We start from the raw sequence: 21228 nt of genomic DNA, 5'->3' as shown, positions 1-21228 counted from the left end.
ACGCGTCATCCGGGGTGCATCGCGTAGGACGTGTCCCCCCGCGCCGGGTCCTGGACATGCCGGGCCCGCCGTCCGCGGCCGCCGAACCGGGAGCCGAGCCAGCCGAGCAGAAAGCCGGCGGGAATGGTGAACAGGCCCGGATTGCGGAGCGGGAACCAGTGGAAGTCGCGCTCCGGGAAGACCGCGAGCGGGTTGCCGGAGATCGCCGGGGAGAAGGCCATGGCCACGGCGGTGAGCAGAAGCCCCCCGTACAGCGCCCAGCGCAGTCCGTTCACCGTGAAGCCGCGCCACAGGGTGCCGTAGAGCACGACGGGCAGCAGGGCCGAAGCGGCGGCCGCGAAGGTGAAGGAGATCAGGACCTGCCGGTTCCAGTGCTGGGTGACGATGGCGAGGACGACGGCCGCGACGCCGACGACCACGATGGCCGTACGGGCGGCGGCCAGCTCCCGGTTCGCCGAAAGACGGCCCTTGAAGACGACCTTGGCCAGGACGTCATGGGCGAGGGAGGCCGCGGCGGCGAGGGTGAGTCCGGCGACCGCCGCGAGGGTGGTGGCGACGACCGCGCAGGCCACCACGGAGAAGAGCAGACTCTGGTCGGCCTCCTGCGCCGCCGGGTCCAGGGCGAGGGTCAGCAGCAGCAACGAGTCGCTGCCGGTGGGGTCGGAGGCGCGCAGCGCGCGGGCGCCGACGACGGCGGTGGCACCGGCGCCCACGATCACGATCAACCCGAGGATGGTGGTGACCGCGCCCACCGCCCAGGTGGTGGCGGCGCGGGCGGCCCGTATGCCGCGGATCGGGTGGAGTCGCATGGTGAGATGGGGCATGCAGGCCGCGCCGAGGGCGAGGGTGAGCTGGACGCTGATGACGTCCAGTCGGCCGCTGAGGGAGTCCCCGTACTGGCGGCCGGACTGCCAGAAGCCGTCGCCGTAGCCACTGGCGTCGGCCGCGGCGTCGAAGAGGGTGGCCGGGTTCCAGGAGAAGCGCTTCAGCACCAGACAGGCGAGCAGCACGAACGCGGCGAGCAGCAGCACCGTCTTGAGGATCTGGACGAATCCGGTGCCCTTCATCCCGCCGAGGGCGGCGTAGCAGACCATGAGCGAACCGATGAAGATGGTGCAGCCGGTGACCGCGCCGCTTCCGGGGATGCCGAGCAGCAGGGCCAGCATGGCGCCCGCGCCGTTGAGCTGGACCAGCAGCAGCGGCATGACGACCACCAGCACCACGACGGCGGTGCCGATGCGGGCCGGGCGCTCGCTCAGCCGCTCGGAGAGGACGTCGCCGAGGGTGAACCGCCCCCGTCCGCACAGCGGTCCGGAGAGGACCAGCATGAACATCAGGATGGAGAGCACGGTGGAGGTGGCGATGAGCACCCCGTCGAATCCGGCCAGGGCGATGGTGCCGGTGGTGCTGAGCACGGTGGCGGCGGAGATGTAGTCGCCCGCGATGGCCAGGCCGTTCTGCATCGGGCTGAGCGCGCCGGTGCCCAGGTAGAACTCGGTGGGGTCGTCGTTGCCGGTGGCCGCGAGGATGCACAGCAGGAACGAGACGGCCATGAAGCCCGCGAAGAGCACGAACGCGAGCGTTCTGGGGTCCAGGAAGCTCACCGCTCCCCCTCCCCCGTGGCGCCGGCCCGGCGGTGGGCCCGGGCCAGGACGGTGAGCAGCACCGCCGTGTCCAGGCCGATCAGCATGGCGCCCACGGTGAACCCGCCGCCCGCGCCGAGGTTGACGACGCCTTCGGCGGCGCAGTTGACCACCACGGCGGCCACATGACAGGTGAGCGCGGTGCAGGCCGCCCGCGCCGACCAGGGCCACGGCCGCTGCCACGGTGAGCGCCGGTCCGGCGGAGGCGGCGCCGCGGGGCGGGGTGGGAACGTGGCGGTGCGGGACGCGGTGCGGGACGGGACGGACGGGAACGGACCCCAGGGGTGGTCGCGGTCGGACATGTCGCGGCTCCTTGTGCGGCTTCCGTCCCGGGTCGCCGGGACGGAAACGCCACGACAGCAGGTCAGAAGGGTCGCGTACAGCCCAACCGGCGGACCGTGTGACGGGCGCACATGATCGGCGCGGGGCCGTTGTGCACGCCCACATCGGCTCAGGCGGACGGGTGGATCTCAGGGCGTCAGCAGCCGGTGCGCGGACAGCGCGAGCGACAACTCCATGACCTCGCGCGGGTGGTCCAGCGAACGCCCGGTCAACTGCTCGTAGCGGCGCAGCCGGTTGAGCACCGTGTTGCGGTGGCAGAACAGCAGCCCGCCCGCGCGGCGCGCCGATCCTCCGGCCTCCAGCCAGGCGGCCAGCGTCGTCAGCAGCAGCTCCCGGTCGGCGGACTCCAGGGCCAGGACCGGTCCGAGCATCCGCTCGGCGAGCGCGGTGCCGAGGTCCGGGGAGGACACCACCAGCGCCTCCGGATAGCGCTCCTCCAGCAGCGCCGCCGACCCGGCGGCCGGGCGGGTGCGCAGCGCCGTATCGGCGAGCCGGCGGGCCGTGCTGATCGCGGCGAGGCCGGTCACGGCGGGGCTGACCCCGGCCCGTGCGCCGGGCGGCACCTCCAGCCCGCGCACCAGCCGCTCCGTGCCGGTGTCGCCCTCGCTGACACCGGCGCCATCACCCTGGCCGAGCAGCACGATGGCGTGGGCGGCGCCCTCCGCCGTATGCCAGACCGTACGGAGTCCGTCGCCCGCCTTGACGGAGTGCGGCGTCCGGCAGGGTGCGTCGGCGTCCTCCAGCGCCACGACCGCGTAACGCCCCTGCTCGGGCAGGCCGAGGACCTGCTCCGCCTCGGGGAAGTCGCTCACCCGGGCGGTGCCGTCGAGCAGGGCGGCGACGATGATCCGGTAGCGGTTCTCCCGGTGCCAGGAGAGCTGCCGCTCGACCTCCTGGTACGCGGTGGCGACGAGGGTGCAGTGCTCGTCGACGAAGTTCCACACATCGGCGGCGACATGGACCAGCGACTGGGCGCCGAGCGGGTCCTCCTTCGAGGCGGTCTCCAGGAGCTGCTCCCAGACGACGGTGCAGCCGATGCGGTACGCGTGCAACAGCGCGTCCAGCGGAAAGCCCTGGGCGGCGCGGTCGGTGCCGATCCGCCACGCGCAGGACCGGGCCGATTCGCGCGTCTCCTTGGGGTGCACCAGCGAGCGCACATTGTGGCTGAGCGAGTCGTGCACCTCCCGCCACACCTCGTGCGGGTCCACGACGGTGGAACGGTAGGCGGGCTCCCGCTCCTTCATCAGCGCGACGATACGGTCCGTCAGCCGTGGTACCTCCTCGATGAGCACCCGGGCGGCGCGGTGCAGCAGCGCCACGGTCTCGCCGTCGGCCCGCGACCGGATCGGCGGACGGGCGGCGGGCATCCGGGGCGGCGTCCGGACCCGGTCGGCGGACGGGCGGGGGGCGCGGCCCATGGCGGGGACGGAAGCGCGGGAGCCGGTGACTGGGTGCATGGGCGTTCCTCCACCTGTGACGGGCAATGCGCAGCTCAACGCGGCAGCGTGAGGCCACGGCCAGGTTTGATACCAGAGCCTGCATGGCTATTGCACCATTGGCATACCGGTGGGTCGGTGCCTTCCGCGAATTCTTCCGCGCGCCCGCCCGACGACGGCCCGAAGCCGCAGCGCGGAGTGGGTCGCGGCGCGGACCGGCGCCGGAGGCCGCCGAACCCCGAGCGCCCGGCGCAGCCCGTCGTCCAGAAGGCAGTCCGGTGGCGGTGAGCACCCGGGCGATCGATATGCTGTCGATCACTTGAATCCTCGGGGGGAGAGTTCCGCATGCTCGATCGTCTGGCGGTCCATGAGCTGATCCACCGCTGGTGGTTCGCCTTCGACGAGGGGCAGTTCGACGTCTGGCCCGAGCTGCTGACCGAGGACGTCCACATCACCTCCCGCTCGGACACCGGCACATCCCCGTACGAGGAGTTCATCGCCTCCGACAACCGGGGCCGCGAGCAGGTGATCGCCTGGCAGCGGCAGCACCGCGAGGCGGCCGGCTACCCGCTGCGCCACAACGCCTCGAACATCCACATCGAGCGGGTCGACGGCGATGACATCTCGGTGGTGTCCTACATGTACACCACCAACATCACCGACGGCCAGGTGACCCCGATCGCAAGCGGTGTGGTCCGCTGCACGGTCCGCTCCGACGGCGCCGCCTACCGCCTCGCGGAGCTCCACATCGTCCTGGACACCCACGCGGTGGCCTTTACCGAGCGCCAGGCGTAAGCCAACCGGCGCGGTCCGCGCCGCACGACTTCGCGCCGCACGACGATGGCGGCGGCCACCTCGATGAGGTGACCGCCGCTCCCCCGTGTGATCCCCCGTCGGCTCTGCCGACCGTGTGGCTTGGGGCTTACCAGCCCTTGGTCACGCGGTAGGCCTTCAGGGATCCGCAGTTCGATCCGTAGGTCCAGGTGGACTGGTTGTCGATGCCCCCGGCCCAGTCCACGCACTTGCCGCGCCCGTCGCCGTACACCGGGCCCGCGTACGAGGTGTACGCGCCGCCGTCCTCGGCCGACTCGTCGGCGCCCTGAACGTACAGGTAGGCGAACATGGGAACCGGCTTGCCCGTGGCGTTCCGGACGGTGACCACGCAGTTCTTGCCCTTGGCGGAGTTGTAGGTGAGGAAGACGGTGCCCTTGGAGCCGATGGGCGCCGAGTTCACCACCTTGTACCCGCTGCCGCACACCCCGTTGTACGAGGCCGTGGCGGCGGCGGACGCCTGGGGCGTCAGGGCCACGGTGCCCGCGATGGCGGTGGTGGCGAGGACCGCGGTGGCGGCCATACGGCGAGAAAGATTCATTTGTCCCCCTTAATGATTCTTCATGGGCGTAGGCGCTGTTTGCGTCTGCCTAGGGAGACATATGGAGATGGCGGATGGTTGTACGCCGTCATGACGCGGCTTCCGGCGGCCCGTTGAACGCACGGACCGGGCTTCCCGTACTCCCCTGGACGGGCGAGCCGCCCGTCGCCGCACCGACCCGGAGGGCCGCACCGGATGATCTCGTACCGCACCGCCGCCGTGGGCGCTCTTCTCGGGGCCCTCCCCTGTCTGTTCACGGCGCTGGCCGCTCCGCCCGCACAGGCGCACGGGGCACCGACCGATCCGGTGAGCCGGACGTTCGCCTGCTCCCCCGAGGGCGGGGGCGCGGCGCGGTCGGCGGCGTGCCGGGCGGCGCGAGCCGCCAACGGCCCGGAGGCCGCGGACTGGGACAATCTGCGGATCGCGGGGGTGGCGGGCGAGGACCGGGAGCGGATCCCGGACGGAAAGCTGTGCAGCGGGGGCCTGGAGGCGTACCGGGGTCTGGACCTGCCGCGCGCCGACTGGCCTTCGACGCGGCTGTCGGCCGGGGCGGATCTCACGCTCACCTACCGGTCGACCATCCCGCACACGGGGACCTTCGAGCTGTATCTCACCAAGGAGGGCTACGACCCGGCGCGGCCGCTGAAGTGGTCCGATCTGGAGGCGAAGCCGTTCGCCACGGCCAAGGACCCCGCGCTGGTGGACGACGCGTACCACATCAAGGCCACGCTGCCCGCCGACCGGACCGGCCGTCAGCTGCTCTACACGATCTGGCGGAACACCAGCACCCCGGACACCTACTACTCCTGCTCCGATGTCGTGTTGAGGGCCCCGGCGAAGGGCTCCTCGGGCGCGGCCCCGTCGTCCGAGGCCGCCGCCCCGCCGGCTCAGTCCGCCACGGAGCCCACGGAGCCCTCCCGTGCCGCCGCCACGCCCGCCCGGGCCGCCTCCTCCGCCGCCGACGAGGGTGACGGCGACACCACTCCGGTGCTGCTCGCCGGTGGCGCGTCCGTGCTGGTGCTCGGCGCGGGTGTCGCCGCCACCGTACGACGGCGACGCCCGAGCCGCTGACCTGCCCTTCCGTACTGACAGCTCGTCACCGGTAGCCGTGCCGGGCCGTGACGTGGCGCGGGTAGTAGCGCTCGTCGGGCGCGGGCCGGTACTCCTTCCAGCGCGGGGTGTCGCCGGTGGGCTGGTCGCCGAGGACGGTCACCCGCTGCCCCCTGCGCGGCTCGGTGTAGTCGTTGACGGCCAGGTGCTGGGTGGCGCGGTTGTCCCACATCGCGACGGCGCCGGGCTGCCAGCGGTAGCGGCAGTTGAACCGGGGCGACTCGGAGTGCTCGAAGAGGTACTGGAGCAGGGCGTCGCTCTCCGGGCGGCTGAGCTGCGGGATGTGCGAGGTCCACATGCGCGTCACGTACAGCGAGCGCCTGCCGGTCTCGGGGTGGATCCGCACTACCGGGTGTTCGGCGGAGTGCTCACCGGTCTGCGGGGTGTTGAGGACATGGACGGCGGTGAGCCCGTCGAGGAGTTCGCGCATCGGCTCGGAGAGCGTCTCGTAGACCAGGTACTGGTTGCTCCACATGGTGTCGCCTCCGGAGGCGGGGCACACCTGAAGATGGAGGATCGAGGCGACCGGCGGATTGGGCTGGAAGGTGACGTCGATATGCCACTCGTCGGCCTTGGCGCCCTGGTCCGCGTCCAGCACGACGATTTCGGGGTGGCCGTCGACCTTCGGCAGGAACGGATGGACCTCCAGCTCTCCCAGCCGCCGTCCCAGGGCGATATGCGCCTCCGGGGTGAGGTGTTCCTGGTCCGGGAAGAAGACCACGAGGTGCTTGAGCAGCAACTCATGGATCCGCTCGAAGAGTTCGTCGGTGAGCTCGGTCAGATCGACACCGCGGATCTCCGCGCCGAGCGCTCCGGAGACGGGGGTCACGACCAGTTCGGGAGTGGGCATGGGAAACCGTCCTCACATGGGTTGCGGTCGGCCGGCCGGTGCGGCCGGCGCTCGGTGGGCGCGCGGATCGGGGAGGAGACCGAGCTGCTGCAGCCGGTCCAGCAGGGTCAGCGGGCGCGGGCCGAGGCCCGACATGTTGTGGGTGACGGTGTGCAGCAGCCGGGGGTTGGCGCCAGTGTGACGGACGGCCCGGCGGCCCAGGACCCGGCCGCGCCACGACAGATCGGTCACCATCCGCGCCGCGTTGCCGCTGGTCGTGGCCGCCTGGGCGAGCAGGGGCGACTGCCGGTCGTGGTAGTCGCGCAGCGCGCCGTCCACCGCCGCGGCCGACATCTCGCCCATGCGCTCCAGATGGCCCGACAGCCGCTCGGCGAGGGCACCGGCGCTGGTGATGGCGGTGTTCATGCCCTGCGCGGCCATCGGATGGACGGCGTACGCGGCCTCGCCGACCAGCGCGAGGCCATGGCCGGCCAGCCGGGGCGACAGCAGCCGTCCGACGGGCAGTGTCTGGCGGCTGTCGAGATGCGCGAGCAGGGGCGCGGTCAGCGGCTCCAGGGCGGGCACCTGGGACAGCGCCCCGGCCGCCCAGTCGGCCAGCTCCCCGCGTGCCGTGACGCCGCGCAGCTCATCGGGCCCGGCCTGGAGGTAGAGCCGCAGCCGGCCGCCCGGCAGCGGATAGAGCAGCCGCAGCCCCCGGTCGGTGACATACGCGGAGAAGTCGTCGGCCCGCGCCGCCGCGTCGGCGTCACCGATGTCGAAGGAGACCAGCCGGTGCGGGTAGTCGACCCGTTGGGCCTCGATGCCCGCCCAGGACCGCAGCCGTGAGGAGATGCCGTCGGCGGCGACCACGAGCGGGGCCCGCTCCTCGTGGACCCTGCCGCCCTCGGCCAGCCGCAGTCCGGTGATCCGGCCGGAGTCGTCGCGCAGTGGCGCCTCCGCGCGCACACCCCGGCGCAGTTCCACACCCGGCCCGAGGCTCTCGGCCAGGGCGGCGAGGATGGCCGTGTGGTCATGGGCCAGCAACCACTGGTCGGGGGCGGGCAGTTGGCCGTAGTCGAGGGACATCAGCGCGGTGCCGCGCGGATCGCGGACGACCAGCCGTCCGAGCCGGACCGCGCCCTGGGCGTCGAGCCGCTTCTCCACGCCCCAGGAGCGCAGCAGGCGCAGCGCGCCCGGCTGGAGCACCTCGCCCTTGGCGATCGGGCGGATCCTCGGCTGCTTGTCGACCACCAGGACGTCCAGTCCGAGGCCGCCGAGCGCGCGGGCCGCCGCGAGACCGCCGACGCCCGCCCCGCACACCAGCACATCGGGGCTCATCGGCTGCCTCCTTCGCCAGTGCCGGTCTCCCGGGCGCCGGTTCCGCGAGGGCCGGTTTCCCGGGTGCCGGTTCCGCCAGTGCCGGTCTCCCGGGCGCCGGTTCCGCGGGTGCCGGTTTCACGAGGGCCGGTTCCGCGAGTGGCTTCCACGACCTCCGCGGCCTCCGCCGAGCGGTAGTGGGCGAGGGCCCGCACCGCCAGGCCCGCCGCGATGCCGTCGTCGGCGTAGCGCGCACAGCCGCGGACGTACTCGTTGACCGGGGCCGGGGTCCAGCCGCCGTCCGCCCGCTGGGCGTCGACGAGCCAGCGGGCCGCCGCCGCGAGGGCCGGGTCGGTGGGGCTCAGCCCGGCGGCGAGCAGCCCGCGCAGCGCCCAGGCGGTCTCCTCGACGGTGCCCCGCCGGGGGGTGCCCGGCCCGGTGCGCTCCCCCGTGCTCCACGAACCGTCCGGGTGCCGGGTGCGCAGCAGCCAGTCCCTGGCCCGGACCGCCGCCCGGTGGTGTTCCTCGGTACGGCCCGCCCGGCTGAGCGCCTCCAGCGCCGCGGCGGTGCCGGGGGTGCCGCCGCGGTACCACATGGCCTCGTACGAGCCGTCGGGGCGCTGCCGGCCGACCAGCCAGCGCACCGCCCTGACCACGCGCGGGTCGTCGGCGCCGGCCCCGGAGTCGAGCAGGGCGCCCACGACCTTGGCGGTCATCTGGGGGCAGGGCCCGAAGCCACCGGGTTTGCTGTTCCGTACGGCGAGGCTCCAGGATCCGGCGGCGTCCTGAGTGGCGGTCAGCCACGCCAGCCCGGCCCGCACATGGCGATCGTCCGCGCCGCCGGGCAGCCGCAGCAGGATGGCACTGGACTCGGCCGTCTCCAGGGCCATCGGCCAGCTGCGCGGGCTGGAGAACCCCCAGTAGCCGGCCGGGCAGCCGAGCGCGTCGAACGGCTCGGGCTGCTGGTGGCGGTGGAGCATCTCGCGGGTGCCGATCAGCTGGGGGTCGTCGGCGTTACCGGCCTCGATCAGCGCGGCGGTGGCGAAGTTCGTCCAGGTCACATCGAGGGGCATCAGATCCCAGGAGCCGTCGGGGTTGGCCGCCGAGCGGAGCCAGCGGGCGGCGGCGCCCACCAGGTCGGGCGCCTGGCCGGAGCGGGCGAGGCCCAGGCAGATGAGTCCGGTGAGCCAGGGGTCGGTGCTGAACCCGCCGGTGGCGCCCTCGCGTTCGTACGCGTCACGGACGATGGCCAGGGCCCTCGGCCGGGCCAGCCGGTCCAGGGCGCGGCCGGCCGGGCCGCGGCGGCGGTGGGCGGACTGGGCGAGCGCCTGGCTCGCGTAGATCGGCAGCCGCAGGCTCAGCAGGCGGCGGCTGAGGCCGGGGAAGAGCAGCAGTTCCAGGGGGAGTCGGCGCTGGGTGCCCTCGTGGGGCAGGCCGGCGAAGGTGTGGAACTGGCGGATGAGGGCGGTCATCGCGGGTTCCGGAACGGCCGCGGAGCCGCCGAGCTCCTCGAACCGGGCCCGTGCCGCGCGTACGGCCGACGCCGCCCGGCGGGGCGCGGCCAGTTGGAGCGCCGCGGCGGCGAGCGCGGTGGTGAGGGGCTCGGTGGGCACCGAGCGCATCGCCCAGCCGCCGTCGTCCCGCTGGGTCTCGCACAGCCAGGTGACACCGCGTTCGATGGTCTCCGCCGAGCCCTCGGGGTCGGCGAAGTGCAGTGCGGTGAGGGCTCCGGCGGTGTTCAGCGGGGAGGCGTGGTGCGCGCCGAAGACGAAGGCGCCGTCGTCGCGCCGGTGGGCGAGGAGCGCCTCGGCACCCGTGGTGACGGCCGTGCCGACGCTCTCGGTCAAGGCGGAAGCGGGCATGCGATCGGACCCTTCTGCTGGTGGCGCGCCGTCTCAGGGGCGGGGATCGGGGAGGGTGGGCCCGCCGTCGGCCAGGTGCGGCGCGGGGAACTCGTGGCGGGATCGCATCCGGCTCTGGGTGATGACGCTGACCGCGAGGAGCGGCGTCAGCAGCGCCAGGGCGGGTGCCGCTCCGGCGCCCGCGGCCACCACCGCCGCGGCCAGCACCAGACGTTCGGCGACGAGGACGGCGTGGGCGCGCAGCGCCAGCGCGGGGGCGAGGTGCCCCGGTGACCGCAGCAGCAGCCCGAAGGCGCCCGCGCCGCACAGCGCCGCCGCCGACAGCAGTACGAGATACCCGGCCGTGTCCCTGGGCACCAGCCCGGTGGCGGCGCAGGCCACGGCCACGGCGGCCAGATACAGCGCGGCGGCGGTGTGGGTGGCGCGCCGGAGGCCCCGGCGCACCGGCACGGTGGCGTAGCCGCCCTCGCGGTCGCCGTCGACATCGCGGAGGGTGCCGACGAGGTTGGACGCGGTGTCATGGGCCAGGAACACCAGCGCGAAGGGCAGCGCCCGCCATGGTGGCCACGGCTGGACGGCCATCGCGCCGAAGAGCACGGTGAGCGCGGTCAGCACGCCGCGGATGAGATTGCCCGGCAGGTCCCGCCCCTTGAGGACCCGGCTGTACGCCACGATGCCCGCCATGGCGGCGGCGGCCACGGCCACGGCGCGCCAGTTCGCCCACAAGGCCAGCGCGGCGACGGCCACGATGCAGCCGATGCCCGTGGCCACGGCCGCGCGTGGGCTCAACCGCCCCGAGGGAATGGGCCGTTGGGGCTTGCTGAGCGCGTCGAGGTCACGGTCGTAGTAGTCGCCGAGATAGTGGCCGGCGACCCACCCGAGGGTCGGCGCGGCCCAGGCCACCGTCAGCTGCCCCGTGGTGGGGTGCGCCCCGGCGAGCGTGGCTCCGGCGAGCCCGACCAGCCCGGGGTACCAGAGGGTGTACGGGCGCCAGGTCTGCAGATGGGCCAGGAGTGCGGTGCGTGGGGCCGCCACGGCGTCACCGGTCCCGGCTGACCGACAGATCGGCCACCGCCGCGAGTACGGCGGTGGCCCGGGAGCGGGGCAGCGGCTCCAGACAGGATTTGGCGCGGTCGGCCTCGGCCGTGGCCCGGTCCCGCGCGGCGGTGAGCGCGCCGGTCGTCTCCAGCAGCTCGTGCACCGTCCGCAGCGCGTCGGCGGCGGGCAGGGCGCCGCCGAGCGCCGCTTCCAGCCGGGCGCGGGCCGGGGCGCCGGCCATGGCGTGGCAGAGCAGGACGGGGAAGGTGGGCCGGGCGGCCGCGATGTCGCTGAGCGCGGACTTGCCGGTGGTGCGGCTGTCGCTGGTGTACGGCAGCAGGTCGTCGTGCATCTGGAAGGCCAGCCCCAGATGTTCGGCGTAGGAGGTGAGCGCGTGCTGCTGGGCGGGGGATCCGCCGCCCAGGATCGCCCCGCCCCGGCAGGCGGCCCGGAACAGCGCCCCGGTCTTCAGGGCGCTCATGGTGAGGTACCGGTCGAGTCCGCAGCCGAGATCCCCGCGGAGTTCGCCCTCCATCGCCTGGCCGCGGCACAGGTCGACGCCCGCCCGGGCGAAGACCCGCACCGCCCCGAGTACCCGACCCGGCGGCAGCCCGCCGGCGTCCTCCGCGCCGTCGGTGAGCACGCCGAACATGCCCAGCATCAGGGCGTCCCCGGTGACGATGGCGTCGGTCGTGCCGTAGCGCGCCACGACGGACGGCCGGCCCCGCCGCATGGTGTCCCCGTCGATGACGTCGTCGTGGACGAGGGATCCCACATGGAGGTACTCCACGCTCAGCGCGGCCGGAACGACGGCCGGGCCGCCGCCGCCCACCGCCTCGGCCGACTCCATGAGCAGCAGCGGGCGCAGCAGCTTCCCCGCCGGGAGCAGGGCGTACCGGGAGATCTGGTGGAGGCGTTCGGCTTCCCGCGGCCAGCGCCGGTCGAGCTCGCGCAGCAGGAGCTCCATGGTCGGGGCGGCCCCGGCCAGCGGGTCGGCCACCTCGGTGACCGCGACGTCGGGCGGGGTCACCGGGACGCCTCCCGGTACTTCCCGGCGAGCTCGGCGAACGCCTGGTTGGCCTCGGGCTCGGCGACGGTCACCCGTATCCCCTCGCCCGGTTTGCCGCACACCACCACGCCGTGGTCCGCGCAGAACTGGGTGAAGCGCTCCACACCGGATGTCATGGGCAGCCACAGGAAGTTGCCCTGGCTCGCGGGCGCCTCCCAGCCCTGGTCGAGCAGGATCCGGTGCAGCCGGTCGCGCTCCTCGGCGGTCTCGGCGCACTGCCGGAGCACCCGCTCATGGGCGCCCAGCCCGGCGATGGCGGCCTCCTGCGCCACGGCGCTCACCCGGTAGAAGGGCAGGATCGTGCGGAGCGGGGCGAGTACGGGCTCATGCGCCACGAGATAGCCGACCCGGAGGCTGAGCAGCCCGTACGACTTGGAGAACGTCCGTACCACACAGACCCGTTCATCGGCGCGGTGCAGGGCGATGCCGTCGGCGATGGCGCCGGGGTCGGCGAAGTCCCGGTACGCCTCGTCGATGACGACGGTGACGTGTGCGGGGAGCCGGTCCAGGAAGCGAAGGATCCGGTCCTGCTCCAGCGCGGTGCCGGTGGGGTTGTTGGGGGTGCACAGGAGGACCATGCGGGTGCGGTCGGTGACCGCGTCGGCCATCGCCTTCAGGTCATGGTCGTATCCGGTGAGCGGCACCCGGACGGTGGTGGATCCGGCGTTGGCCGCCATCATCGGGTACGCCTCCCAGGAGGGCCAGGCGTGCACCGTGTCGGTGTCCGGTCCGGTGAGGGTGGAGAAGAGCTGCTGGAGCAGCGCGCCGGAGCCCGGTCCGGCGAGCACGTGCTCCGGCTCCACTCCCAGATGTGCGGCGAGGGCCTGACAGAGCCCGCCGCCGAGGGCATCCAGGGTACGGTGGGCGGTCCGCGCGGTACGCAGGACGGCGTCCACCACTTCCGGAAGCGGAGGGTGAACGGTTTCGTTGAGCGACATCTGATGGAAGGGATTGTTCTCCGCGACCACCGGAGTCATGCGATTCCAGCCATCATGCATCGGGCACCATCCATCCATTCCAGCGGGGGATTCGGGCGGAGGGAGGAAAGTCACCGCGCCCGGTTCCCGTTGCCGGTCCGGCCGGATCGGTGGGAAGGAAACCGTCGTGGGCGGGCTATGACCGTACGGTCAGCCAGTGCGGGTGGGGCCGTGTCCGATCGGTCAGTTCAATGGGCGAGTACGGGCGTAATCCGTCACCATGATTTTGACGGCCTATCGATCACGCGTCCAATTAAAGTCTTTCGGGAATTGATAAACGATTTCTATCTTCTGGTGGTGATCGAACTTCGCCAGCTCACCGTGCTCGCAGAGGTCTGTCGCTCCGGCTCGTACAGCGCCGCGGCGGACCACCTCGGTTACACCCAACCGGCCATCAGCTACCACATGCGCGCGCTGGAGCGTGCCGTGGGCGTGCCGCTGACGGTCAAGGCGGGACGGGGGGTGCGGCTCACGCCCGCGGGCCACAGACTCGCCGAGCGCGCCCGGGGAGTGCTGGCCGGGCTGCGGGATGTGGAGAACGAGTTCGAGGCGCTCGCCGCCCGCACCCGTGGCCGGGTGCGGATGTCCTCCGTGCAGAGCGTCTGTGTCGCCGTGCTGCCCGCGGCGCTGGCCCGGCTGGGCGCCTCCCGTATCGAGGTGGAGGTCGAGCTGGGCCAGACCGCCTCCCATGACGCGTACCGGCTGCTGGACGCGGGCGAGACGGATCTGGCGATCGTCGCCGACGACGAGCCGGGAGAGGCGGCGGAGCCCGCGGCGACCCCGCTGCGCCGGATTCCGCTGCTGGTCGACCGCCGCCATGTGCTGCTGCCGCGGGGCCATGCGCTCGCGGGTCGGGGCAGCGTCCGCCTCGCCGATCTGGCGCGGGAGCGGTGGATCCTGGAGCGGGACCGCGAGCGGCTGCTGCGGCGCTGCGCGGAAGCGGGGTTCGAGCCCCGGGTGGTGACCACGACCGATGACCAGGCGACGACCCTCGGCCTGGTGGGCGACGGGGTGGGGATCGCCCTGATGGACGGCCTCGGGCTGCTCCCCCGGCCCGATCCGCGGGTCGAGCCGCGCCCGCTGGACGACTGGCCCCGGCGCCATGTCTGCGCGCTGCTGCGGCCGGAGGCGGCCAGGGTACCCGCGGTGGCCGCCCTGCTGGAGGCGCTGCGGGCGGTGGCGGTCGAGCAGTCGGGGGGTGCCGTCGAGGTGGCGACGGCCTGACGCCGGGCCTGTCGCATCCGGCCCGGGGCCCTCTCATCCGCCGCGCACCAGGCTGTGGCCTCCTCTCCCCCGCCGTGGGCCAGGCTCAAAGCCCCTCTCCCCCGCCGTGGGGCAGGCTCGAAGCCCCTCTCACCCACCCTGGGCCAGGCTCAGGGCCCGGGTGCCGGGGGCGCAGCTCTCGCGGAGGGCGGTCAGTTCGGCGGGCGGCAGGGTCGCGGCGGCCGTGCCCCGGCGGTCGCCGTCGAGCAGCGCGCGTCCGGCCGCCAGCCACTCCGGGAGGGGTTCCACCCCGAGGTGGTGGGCCAGCCGGGTGAGCTCGCGTTCGGGCGCGTCGAGAAGGCCCTCGTACGACAGGGACATCCGGATCGCGGCGGGGAGCCGCGACAGATGCCCCAGCCCCTCGACGATCGTGCTCGACCACAGCTCACCGAACTCGGCCACGGATACCGGCCGTTCGTACAGCGGCCGCAGATCGGCCTCGTCGTCGCTGAGCAGCGCCGCGAGACCGGCCGGAAGGTCCTCGGTGCCCGTGGCGCGCTCCGTCATCAGCTGGATCAGCCGGAATCCGGGGTGGCGGCTCATGGAGAGCGCGCAGTCGGCGCCGTCCCGGTGGAGGTGGACGAACCGGGCCTCGGGGAAGACCTCCCTCAGCCGGGGCACCGAGCGCAGCGAATAGCCGGACCGCTCCACGACGGCCCGCCGGCCGAACCGCTCCCCCATCAGCCCGAACAGCGCCCGGTAGTGATCGGCCACCGGCGCCGCGGGCCGCCGGGACAGCTCCGGCTCCAGGGCGTCGAACAGCGCGTCGGGGTCGTCGGTGAGGTGAGGCAGCGTCATCATGCACACCGCCGGAATGCCACCGTCCGCCACCGAGAACCGCCCCTTGACATGCGGATACCGGTACTCGGGCAGCGGGATGCCGTCGCGGATGACGCGGTTGGCGAACGAGCGCGGAGTGGCGAGGATCCGCCAGAACTCCGCCCCGGTCAGCGGCGCCTCGGGCAGCGCGTCCGGCTCCAGCGAGGCGATCAGCTCGCTCACGCTCAGCAGATCCGGATGCAGCCGCAGGATCCGCGACAGAGCGGTCGAACCGCATCGTCCGGTCCCCACGACGAAGGTCAGCGGCCGTACGGTCACCCCAGGTGCCCCTTCCGTCTCCGACGACTACCGGCCTCCCTACCCATCGCCACCCCCGCGCACCCCCGGCCACTTCCGTCACTCGTGGGATCCCTCGTCACCGGTGTTCTCCGCGGCGCACTTGAGGTCGGCTCGGTGTGACCGTACGTTCCACCGGACGGCCACCGCAGGACACGCCCTCCACACCGCGGGGTCCGACACTTGACGCCGTCACCGCACCTTCAAGACCTTGGAGGAGCCATGCCCGCACCTGTGATCAGCCGCCGTCACGGTATGCGCGCCGCGGCCGCCGCGGCCGTCGCGCTGCCACTCGCCTCCCAGCCGCAGAACGTGGCCGCGGCCGCCCCCGTCACCCCGATCGCCCCCGCCGACGGTCCCCGGCTGGCCGTCATGACGTTCAATCTGCGCTACGCGAGCGACGCCGAGCCCAACTCCTGGGGGCAGCGCCGCCCCGTCATGCGGGAGCTGCTGCGGCAGGCCCGGCCCCATCTGCTGGGCACTCAGGAGGGGCTGTACGGCCAGCTGCGCGACATCGCCCACGACCTCGGGCAGCGCTACTCGTGGATCGGCACCGGACGGATGGGGGGCAGCCGGGACGAGTTCATGGCCGTCTTCTACGACACCGGGCGGCTCGAACCCCTCGAGTACGACCACTTCTGGCTGTCCGACACCCCGAATGTCATCGGCTCCAACACCTGGGGCGGGGCCGTGGTCCGGATGGTCACCTGGGTGCGCTTCCACGACCGGCGGACCGGCAGGGAGTTCTACGCCCTCAACACCCATCTGGACCACCGCAGCCAGAACGCCCGTGAGCACTCCGCCGCGCTGATCACCGAGCGGCTCGGCGGTCTGGACTCCGCGCTCCCCCGCATCGTGACCGGTGACTTCAATGTGGCGGCCCACGGCAACCCGGTCTACGACGCCATGCTGGGCGGCGGCACGCTGGTGGACACCTGGGATGCCGCCGAGCGGCGCGGCCCGCTGTACGGGACGTTCCACGGCTTCGGCCCGCTGGTCCCGGACGGCGACCGGATCGACTGGATCCTGACCTCACCCGGTGTGCGCACCCGCCACGCCGTCATCGACACCTACTCGCGGGACGGCCAGTTCCCGAGCGACCATCTGCCGGTGCGGACGGTCCTGGAGCTGTAGCGCGGGGCTCCCTCAGCGGCGGGCCAGGGCGGCCGGGCCTCAGCGGCCCGGCCCCTCCGCGGAGAGCGCCCGCAGCCGCAGCAGGGTGGCCACGGCCAGCAGGGCCACACAGCCCGTGAAGATCAGCCCGGCGGACCGCAGCCCGACCACGACCGTGAGCGCGCCCACGCCGATCACCGGAATCGAGATCGCCAGATACATCAGCACGAACAGGGCGGAGGTGACCTCGGCGCGGTGGTCGGCCGGGCTCCGTTCGGTCACCACCCGTACGGCCGCGTGGAACGACAGCCCCTGCCCCGTCCCGGCGACGACAGCCCCCAGCACCAGCAGTTCCAGTGACGCGATCGCGAGCGAGACGGCGATGGCCGCCATACCGGCCACCAGCACCGCACATCCCCCGGGCAGCGAACGTCCCGGGCCCAGCCGCCGCCCCAGCGCCTGTCCGGCGATCGAGGCGGCGAACACGGAGAACGCCACGGCACCGGCGACCGCGAGATTGCGCTCCCCCTCCACCTCGCTCAGGAACGTGGGCGACACCGAGGTGAACAGGCCCAGCGTGGCGAAGCCCGCGAACCCCGCCATGGCCGCGGCCGCGAACGTCGAGCGCATCTCCCTGGGCACCCGCAGCCGCTGCGGCCTCAGCGGCGGGCGGCTCCGCGTCCGTACGGTCTCCGGGAGGGCGAGCACCACGGCGGCGCCCACCGCCACCAGCACCAGGTCCACCACGAACACCAGCTTCAGCGGCGCCGGGGCGTACTGCGCCAGCACCCCCGCCAGCAACGGGCCGAGCCCGAGCCCGCCCAGGTTGGCCCCGGTCGCGAGGAGGGTGGCGGCACGGCGCCGACCCTCGGGCGCGAGCTCGATCACCGTCACGGTGGCGGTGCCGGTGGCCAGACCGGCGGACAGCCCCGACAGGGTGCGGCCCGCGAACAGCTCCGGCAGTCCCTGGGCGAGGAGGAAGCACATCGCGCTCAGCCCCGACAGCACCAGCGCGGCGAGCATGACGGGCCGTCGTCCGATGAAGTCGGACACACTTCCGAGCAGCAGCAGCGCGACGATGACCCCCGCCGCGTACACGGCGAAGATCACCGTGACCATGAACGAGGAGAAGCCGAACTCCCGCTGGTAGAGCGAGTAGAGCGGGGTGGGCAGCGTCGTACCGCACATCGTGACCACGAAGGCGTACGCGGCCGCCAGGAACGGCCATCCCCGCTCCCCGTCGTCCACGTCACCGCGGCGGCTATCCATACGACCCGATTCCACCACAAAACACCTGTCCGTCAAACGCGGTGGCGCGCCGCCCCCTGCCTGGCGGGTTACGTGCGGTAGGGGCGCATCCCGTCATTCGGCCCGCATCGCATGCGGCAGGATGGCACCTTACGCCGGAGCCGTACACATGTACGCCCGGCACCGCCCGTAGAACCCAGGCACGAACAGGTGACAAGGTGAGACCACAGAACTCCAGACCGGAGGCCGCACCGACGACGGCATGCCGCACGGCCGCTTCTGACGCGCCTTCCGGTACAGCGGACGGTGGCCGATGAACCGGGCTCTCACCTTGCACGATGTCATCGTCGTCGGAGCGGCGCTGGTCTGCGGCGCGGCCGGTGGTGTGCTGTTGCGCGTGGCGCTGCGCTGGCTGGGTGAGCGGGCCCGCGCCACCCGGTGGAGCGGTGACGACATCATCGTCGACACGCTGCGCACCCTGGCCCCGTGGGCGTCGATGGCCGCCGGTGTCGCCGCCGCGGCCGCCGCGCTGCCGCTGGCCCCCACGGTCGGCCATGACGTCAATCAGACGCTGAAGGCCGTGCTGATCCTGGTCAGCACGGTCACGGCGGCGCGGGTGGTGGCCGGTATGGTGCGCTCGCTGGCGCTGTCCCGCTCCGGGGTGGCGGGAACGGCCACCATCTTCGTCAACATCACACGGATCGCCGTCCTGGCGATGGGTGTGCTGATCCTGCTGGAGACGCTGGGCGTCTCGATCGCTCCGCTGCTCACCGCCCTGGGCGTGGGCGGTCTGGCGGTCGCCCTGGCCCTTCAGGACACGCTGGCCAATCTCTTCGCGGGGGTGCACATCCTGGCCTCCAAGACGGTGCAGCCCGGCCACTACATCCGGCTCAGCAGCGGGGAGGAGGGGTACGTGGTCGACATCAACTGGCGCAACACCGCGGTACGGCAGCTGTCGGACAACCTCGTCATCATCCCGAACGCCAAGCTGGGCAACACCATCATGACCAACTTTCACCAGCCCGAGCAGCAGATGTCGGTCATGGTCCAGGCGAGGGTCGGCTACGGAAGCGATCTGGACCATGTCGAGCGGGTGACCATCGAGGTCGCCGGGAAGGTGATGTCCGGGGTCGAGGGCGGGGTCGTCGACCACGAGACGAGTGTGCGCTTCCACACCTTCGGAGAGTCCGGCATCGACTTCTCGGTGTTTCTGCGGGCTCTGGAGTTCAGCGACCAGTACCTCATCAAGCATGAGTTCATGAAGGAGCTGCACCGCCGGTTCCGCGCCGAGGGCATCGAGATCCCGCTGCCCACGCGGACGCTCGTGCTGCCCGACCAGGACCGGGCGCCGCTGTCGGGCCGGCCCGCGATCTGACGCTCTCAGCCGTCAGCCGTCAGGGCAGCAACCGCCGCTCGGTGGCCACCGCCACCGCCCCGGCCCGGGTCTCGACCCCCAATTTCCCGTAGATCCGTCCCAGATGGGTCTTGACCGTGGCCTCGCTGATGAACAGGGCCCGGGCGATCTCCCGGTTGCCCAGGCCGCGGGCCAGCTGCCGGAGGATGTCGCGCTCCCGCTCGGACAGCCCGGGGCGCGGGCTGCGCATCCGGGCCAGCACCCGGTCGGCGACCGGGGCCGACAGCGCGGTACGGCCGGAGGCGGCGTTCCGGATCGCCGCGAACAGCTCCTCCGGCCGCTCGGCCTTGAGCAGATAGCCGGTGGCCCCGGCCTCGATGGCACGGGTGATGTCGGCGTCGGTGTCGAACATGGTGAGGACCAGGACACGCGGCGCGGGCGGGTCGCCGGAGACCAGCCGCCGGGTGGCGGTCACCCCGTCCATGCCCTCCCCGAGCTGCAGATCCATCAGCACCACATCGGGCCGGAGCCGGGTGGCCATGGCGAGGGCCTCCTCACCGCTGCCCGCCTCGCCGACCACCTCGATGCCGTCGGTGCTGGCCAGCAGCGCCCGCAGCCCGGCCCGCACCACGGCGTGGTCGTCGCAGAGCAGCAGCCGGATGGCGGGGGTGGCCGACGGCGTCGGGGACGGGGACGGGGTCCGGCTCATGGCGTGGTCTCCACGGTGCGGTCGGGGACGAAGGCGGAAACGGGTTCGACGGGGATCGCGGCCGAGACGACGGTCCCCTCGCCCGGTGCGGACTCGACGGTGAGCGTGCCGCCCAGCTGCCGTACGCGGGCCCGCATGGCCGGGAGCCCGTGCCCGCGCGACCGGTCCGCGCCGGGGGCCGCGACGGCGTCGGTGTCGAAGCCACGGCCGTCATCGGCGATGTCCAGACAGATCTGGTCGCCCAGGCAGGTCAGGGTGAGCGCGGCCCGGCTCGCCCCGGCGTGCTCCCGCACATTGGCCAGCGCGCCCTGGGCGACGCGCAGCAGCGCCGCCTCCACCCGCGCGGGCAGCGGGCCGAGCGGTCCGTCGAGCCGGAAGTCCACCGCCGGTCCGGCACCGCTCTCCCGCTCGGCGAGGGCCCCGAGCGCCTGGGCCAGGGAGCCCTCCGCGAGGTCGGCCGGGGCCAGGTCCTGGACGAACCGGCGGGCCTCGACAAGGCTTCGGGACGCGATCTCCGCCGCGTTCCGCATATGGCCCCGGGCCGCTTGCGGGTCCGTCTCCCAGGTGCGGTCGGCGGCCTGGAGCAGCATTCGCTGACTGGACAGGCCCTGGGCGAGGGTGTCGTGGATCTCGGACGACAGGCGCTGGCGTTCGGCCAGGATCCCCGCCCGCCGCTCGGTCGCGGCCAGATCCCGGCGGGTGCGGACCAGGTCGTCGATCAGCACCCGCTGCCGGGCCGACTGGCGCCGCAGATGGATGAGGACGGCGGCGGCCACGGCGGCGATGGCGGGCGGCGCGATCAGCGCGTTGGGGTCGAAGCCGTCGTGCATGAACCGCAGTTTGGACGCGACGACCAGCGCGGTGAGCACGGCGGCCAGGGGCACCGCGAACCGGGTGGGCAGGGTGTGCAGACCGGTGAAGAACAGCGGCATGGCACACCAGGCGGCGCTCGGCGCGAGGACCAGCAGCGCGACCCATGCGGCCAGCACCGCGGTCAGCCAGACCAGATAACGGCCGGAGGGCCGGCGGCCGGGGCTCGGCGCGGGCGCCGGCCACCGGCCGGGCAGATAGAGCGCGCCGAAGGCCACGAACAGGGCGATGACCCAGCCGTTGGGCGCACTGCCGGTGTCCCGGATCAGATAGCGGATCAGCGAGGACCCCAGCAGCAGGAAGAACGCGATGTGCAGGACCGCCGTCAGCCACCGCTCGTCCGGATCGTCCGGCCCGTCGGACCCGGACCGCCCGGACCACGCCGACCACACCCCCGACAGCGGCGCCCACCCGGCCCGCCCGACCGCCCTGACCGCCGACCGCACCCCGGCCCCTCCCCTGCTCCTCGATTCACTCCCTCAGCCAGTCCTAACGCGCCGGACCGGGCGCCGCATCATCCGATCGGTTGATACGGCGATCACCCGGACCGCCTCCTGACC

19 protein-coding genes are annotated in these 21228 nt (G+C 73.1%); 5 read left to right on the top strand and 14 right to left on the bottom strand.

Annotation, left to right across the window (positions count from 1 at the left end; genetic code table 11):
* Positions 1-5 precede the first annotated feature (5 nt).
* The 3 genes from JK364_RS17575 to JK364_RS17565 all read right to left on the bottom strand — a co-directional run bounded on the left by JK364_RS17575 (position 6) and on the right by JK364_RS17565 (position 3442).
* Positions 6-1604 (bottom strand): sodium/solute symporter, encoded by a 1599-nt coding sequence (locus tag JK364_RS17575; protein WP_201852038.1) that lies wholly within the window; start codon positions 1602-1604, stop codon positions 6-8.
* Positions 1601-1945, bottom strand: coding sequence for a hypothetical protein (locus tag JK364_RS17570; protein WP_201852037.1), 345 nt, complete (start codon positions 1943-1945; stop codon positions 1601-1603). The genes JK364_RS17575 and JK364_RS17570 overlap by 4 nt, the downstream gene beginning before the upstream one ends.
* Positions 1946-2113: 168 nt before the next feature.
* Positions 2114-3442 (bottom strand): PucR family transcriptional regulator, encoded by a 1329-nt coding sequence (locus tag JK364_RS17565; protein WP_201852036.1) that lies wholly within the window; start codon positions 3440-3442, stop codon positions 2114-2116.
* A gap of 324 nt (positions 3443-3766) precedes the next feature.
* Here JK364_RS17565 and JK364_RS17560 point away from each other — a divergent pair, with 324 nt between their 5' ends.
* Complete coding sequence (locus JK364_RS17560; protein ID WP_201852035.1) at positions 3767-4216, top strand: nuclear transport factor 2 family protein; 450 nt, start codon at positions 3767-3769, stop codon at positions 4214-4216.
* A 127-nt stretch (positions 4217-4343) separates the two neighbouring features.
* Here JK364_RS17560 and JK364_RS17555 read toward each other — a convergent pair whose 3' ends face one another.
* Positions 4344-4793: a spore-associated protein A gene (locus JK364_RS17555; RefSeq protein WP_201852034.1), complete on the bottom strand. Its 450-nt coding sequence runs from the start codon at positions 4791-4793 to the stop codon at positions 4344-4346.
* Between the two features lie 195 nt (positions 4794-4988).
* On the opposite strand from JK364_RS17555, the gene JK364_RS17550 reads away from it, so the two are divergent.
* Positions 4989-5864, top strand: coding sequence for a lytic polysaccharide monooxygenase auxiliary activity family 9 protein (locus tag JK364_RS17550; RefSeq protein WP_201852033.1), 876 nt, complete (start codon positions 4989-4991; stop codon positions 5862-5864).
* Positions 5865-5889: 25 nt separating this feature from the next.
* Here the strand turns inward: JK364_RS17550 and JK364_RS17545 are convergent, their stop codons facing one another.
* Genes JK364_RS17545 through JK364_RS17520 form a run of 6 tightly spaced genes read right to left on the bottom strand, consistent with a single transcriptional unit; the run spans position 5890 to position 12956 of the window.
* Positions 5890-6753 (bottom strand): TauD/TfdA dioxygenase family protein, encoded by an 864-nt coding sequence (locus tag JK364_RS17545; RefSeq protein WP_201852032.1) that lies wholly within the window; start codon positions 6751-6753, stop codon positions 5890-5892.
* A gap of 12 nt (positions 6754-6765) precedes the next feature.
* Positions 6766-8070, bottom strand: coding sequence for an FAD-dependent oxidoreductase (locus JK364_RS17540; protein ID WP_201852031.1), 1305 nt, complete (start codon positions 8068-8070; stop codon positions 6766-6768).
* Positions 8067-9911: a prenyltransferase/squalene oxidase repeat-containing protein gene (locus tag JK364_RS17535; protein WP_230992098.1), complete on the bottom strand. Its 1845-nt coding sequence runs from the start codon at positions 9909-9911 to the stop codon at positions 8067-8069. Before JK364_RS17535 ends, JK364_RS17540 begins: the two co-directional genes overlap by 4 nt.
* A 33-nt stretch (positions 9912-9944) precedes the next feature.
* Positions 9945-10946 carry a UbiA family prenyltransferase gene (locus JK364_RS17530; RefSeq protein WP_201852030.1) on the bottom strand — a complete coding sequence of 334 codons (1002 nt, stop codon included), beginning with the start codon at positions 10944-10946 and terminating at the stop codon, positions 9945-9947.
* 4 nt (positions 10947-10950) lie between these two features.
* The gene (locus JK364_RS17525) at positions 10951-11979 is read right to left on the bottom strand and encodes a polyprenyl synthetase family protein (RefSeq protein WP_201852029.1); all 1029 of its coding nucleotides are present in this window, start codon (positions 11977-11979) and stop codon (positions 10951-10953) included.
* A complete protein-coding gene (locus tag JK364_RS17520; protein ID WP_230992097.1) occupies positions 11976-12956 on the bottom strand; it encodes an aminotransferase class I/II-fold pyridoxal phosphate-dependent enzyme in 981 nt (326 codons plus the stop codon). Before JK364_RS17520 ends, JK364_RS17525 begins: the two co-directional genes overlap by 4 nt.
* A 336-nt stretch (positions 12957-13292) precedes the next feature.
* Between JK364_RS17520 and JK364_RS17515 the strand changes: the two genes are divergently transcribed.
* Positions 13293-14219, top strand: coding sequence for a LysR family transcriptional regulator (locus tag JK364_RS17515; RefSeq protein WP_201852027.1), 927 nt, complete (start codon positions 13293-13295; stop codon positions 14217-14219).
* Between the two features lie 129 nt (positions 14220-14348).
* Here the strand turns inward: JK364_RS17515 and JK364_RS17510 are convergent, their stop codons facing one another.
* Entirely contained in the window at positions 14349-15356 is a 1008-nt protein-coding gene (locus tag JK364_RS17510) for a sulfotransferase (RefSeq protein ID WP_201852026.1), read from the bottom strand.
* Between the two features lie 240 nt (positions 15357-15596).
* Here JK364_RS17510 and JK364_RS17505 point away from each other — a divergent pair, with 240 nt between their 5' ends.
* Positions 15597-16508: an endonuclease/exonuclease/phosphatase family protein gene (locus JK364_RS17505; protein ID WP_201852025.1), complete on the top strand. Its 912-nt coding sequence runs from the start codon at positions 15597-15599 to the stop codon at positions 16506-16508.
* Between the two features lie 39 nt (positions 16509-16547).
* Here the strand turns inward: JK364_RS17505 and JK364_RS17500 are convergent, their stop codons facing one another.
* Positions 16548-17756, bottom strand: a complete 1209-nt coding sequence (locus JK364_RS17500) for an MFS transporter (protein ID WP_201852024.1) — start codon at positions 17754-17756, stop codon at positions 16548-16550.
* 292 nt (positions 17757-18048) lie between these two features.
* Here JK364_RS17500 and JK364_RS17495 point away from each other — a divergent pair, with 292 nt between their 5' ends.
* Positions 18049-19110: a mechanosensitive ion channel family protein gene (locus tag JK364_RS17495; RefSeq protein WP_201852023.1), complete on the top strand. Its 1062-nt coding sequence runs from the start codon at positions 18049-18051 to the stop codon at positions 19108-19110.
* Positions 19111-19129: 19 nt separating this feature from the next.
* On the opposite strand, the gene JK364_RS17490 is transcribed toward JK364_RS17495, so the two are convergent.
* Both JK364_RS17490 and JK364_RS17485 read right to left on the bottom strand, forming a co-directional pair.
* Entirely contained in the window at positions 19130-19798 is a 669-nt protein-coding gene (locus JK364_RS17490) for a response regulator (protein WP_201852022.1), read from the bottom strand.
* The gene (locus tag JK364_RS17485; protein WP_201852235.1) at positions 19795-21060 is read right to left on the bottom strand and encodes a sensor histidine kinase; all 1266 of its coding nucleotides are present in this window, start codon (positions 21058-21060) and stop codon (positions 19795-19797) included. Before JK364_RS17485 ends, JK364_RS17490 begins: the two co-directional genes overlap by 4 nt.
* Between the last annotated feature and the right edge of the window lie 168 nt (positions 21061-21228).

It is taken from the genome of Streptomyces endocoffeicus (assembly GCF_016741935.1).
Lineage (GTDB): Bacteria > Actinomycetota > Actinomycetes > Streptomycetales > Streptomycetaceae > Streptomyces > Streptomyces endocoffeicus.
The sequence above is the reverse complement of the archived record's forward strand: the minus strand, read 5'-3'. Positions and strand labels throughout refer to the sequence as shown.

Excerpts from the sequence above, each read along its gene's own strand:
- JK364_RS17570 (WP_201852037.1), bottom strand. The coding sequence starts at position 1,945 with ATGTCCGACCGCGACCACCCCTGGGGTCCGTTCCCGTCCGTCCCGTCC.
- JK364_RS17565 (WP_201852036.1), bottom strand. The coding sequence starts at position 3,442 with ATGCACCCAGTCACCGGCTCCCGCGCTTCCGTCCCCGCCATGGGCCGC.
- JK364_RS17560 (WP_201852035.1), top strand. The coding sequence starts at position 3,767 with ATGCTCGATCGTCTGGCGGTCCATGAGCTGATCCACCGCTGGTGGTTC.
- JK364_RS17555 (WP_201852034.1), bottom strand. The coding sequence starts at position 4,793 with ATGAATCTTTCTCGCCGTATGGCCGCCACCGCGGTCCTCGCCACCACC.
- JK364_RS17550 (WP_201852033.1), top strand. The coding sequence starts at position 4,989 with ATGATCTCGTACCGCACCGCCGCCGTGGGCGCTCTTCTCGGGGCCCTC.
- JK364_RS17545 (WP_201852032.1), bottom strand. The coding sequence starts at position 6,753 with ATGCCCACTCCCGAACTGGTCGTGACCCCCGTCTCCGGAGCGCTCGGC.
- JK364_RS17540 (WP_201852031.1), bottom strand. The coding sequence starts at position 8,070 with ATGAGCCCCGATGTGCTGGTGTGCGGGGCGGGCGTCGGCGGTCTCGCG.
- JK364_RS17535 (WP_230992098.1), bottom strand. The coding sequence starts at position 9,911 with ATGCCCGCTTCCGCCTTGACCGAGAGCGTCGGCACGGCCGTCACCACG.
- JK364_RS17520 (WP_230992097.1), bottom strand. The coding sequence starts at position 12,956 with ATGTCGCTCAACGAAACCGTTCACCCTCCGCTTCCGGAAGTGGTGGAC.
- JK364_RS17505 (WP_201852025.1), top strand. The coding sequence starts at position 15,597 with ATGCCCGCACCTGTGATCAGCCGCCGTCACGGTATGCGCGCCGCGGCC.
- JK364_RS17500 (WP_201852024.1), bottom strand. The coding sequence starts at position 17,756 with ATGGATAGCCGCCGCGGTGACGTGGACGACGGGGAGCGGGGATGGCCG.
- JK364_RS17495 (WP_201852023.1), top strand. The coding sequence starts at position 18,049 with ATGAACCGGGCTCTCACCTTGCACGATGTCATCGTCGTCGGAGCGGCG.
- JK364_RS17490 (WP_201852022.1), bottom strand. The coding sequence starts at position 19,798 with ATGAGCCGGACCCCGTCCCCGTCCCCGACGCCGTCGGCCACCCCCGCC.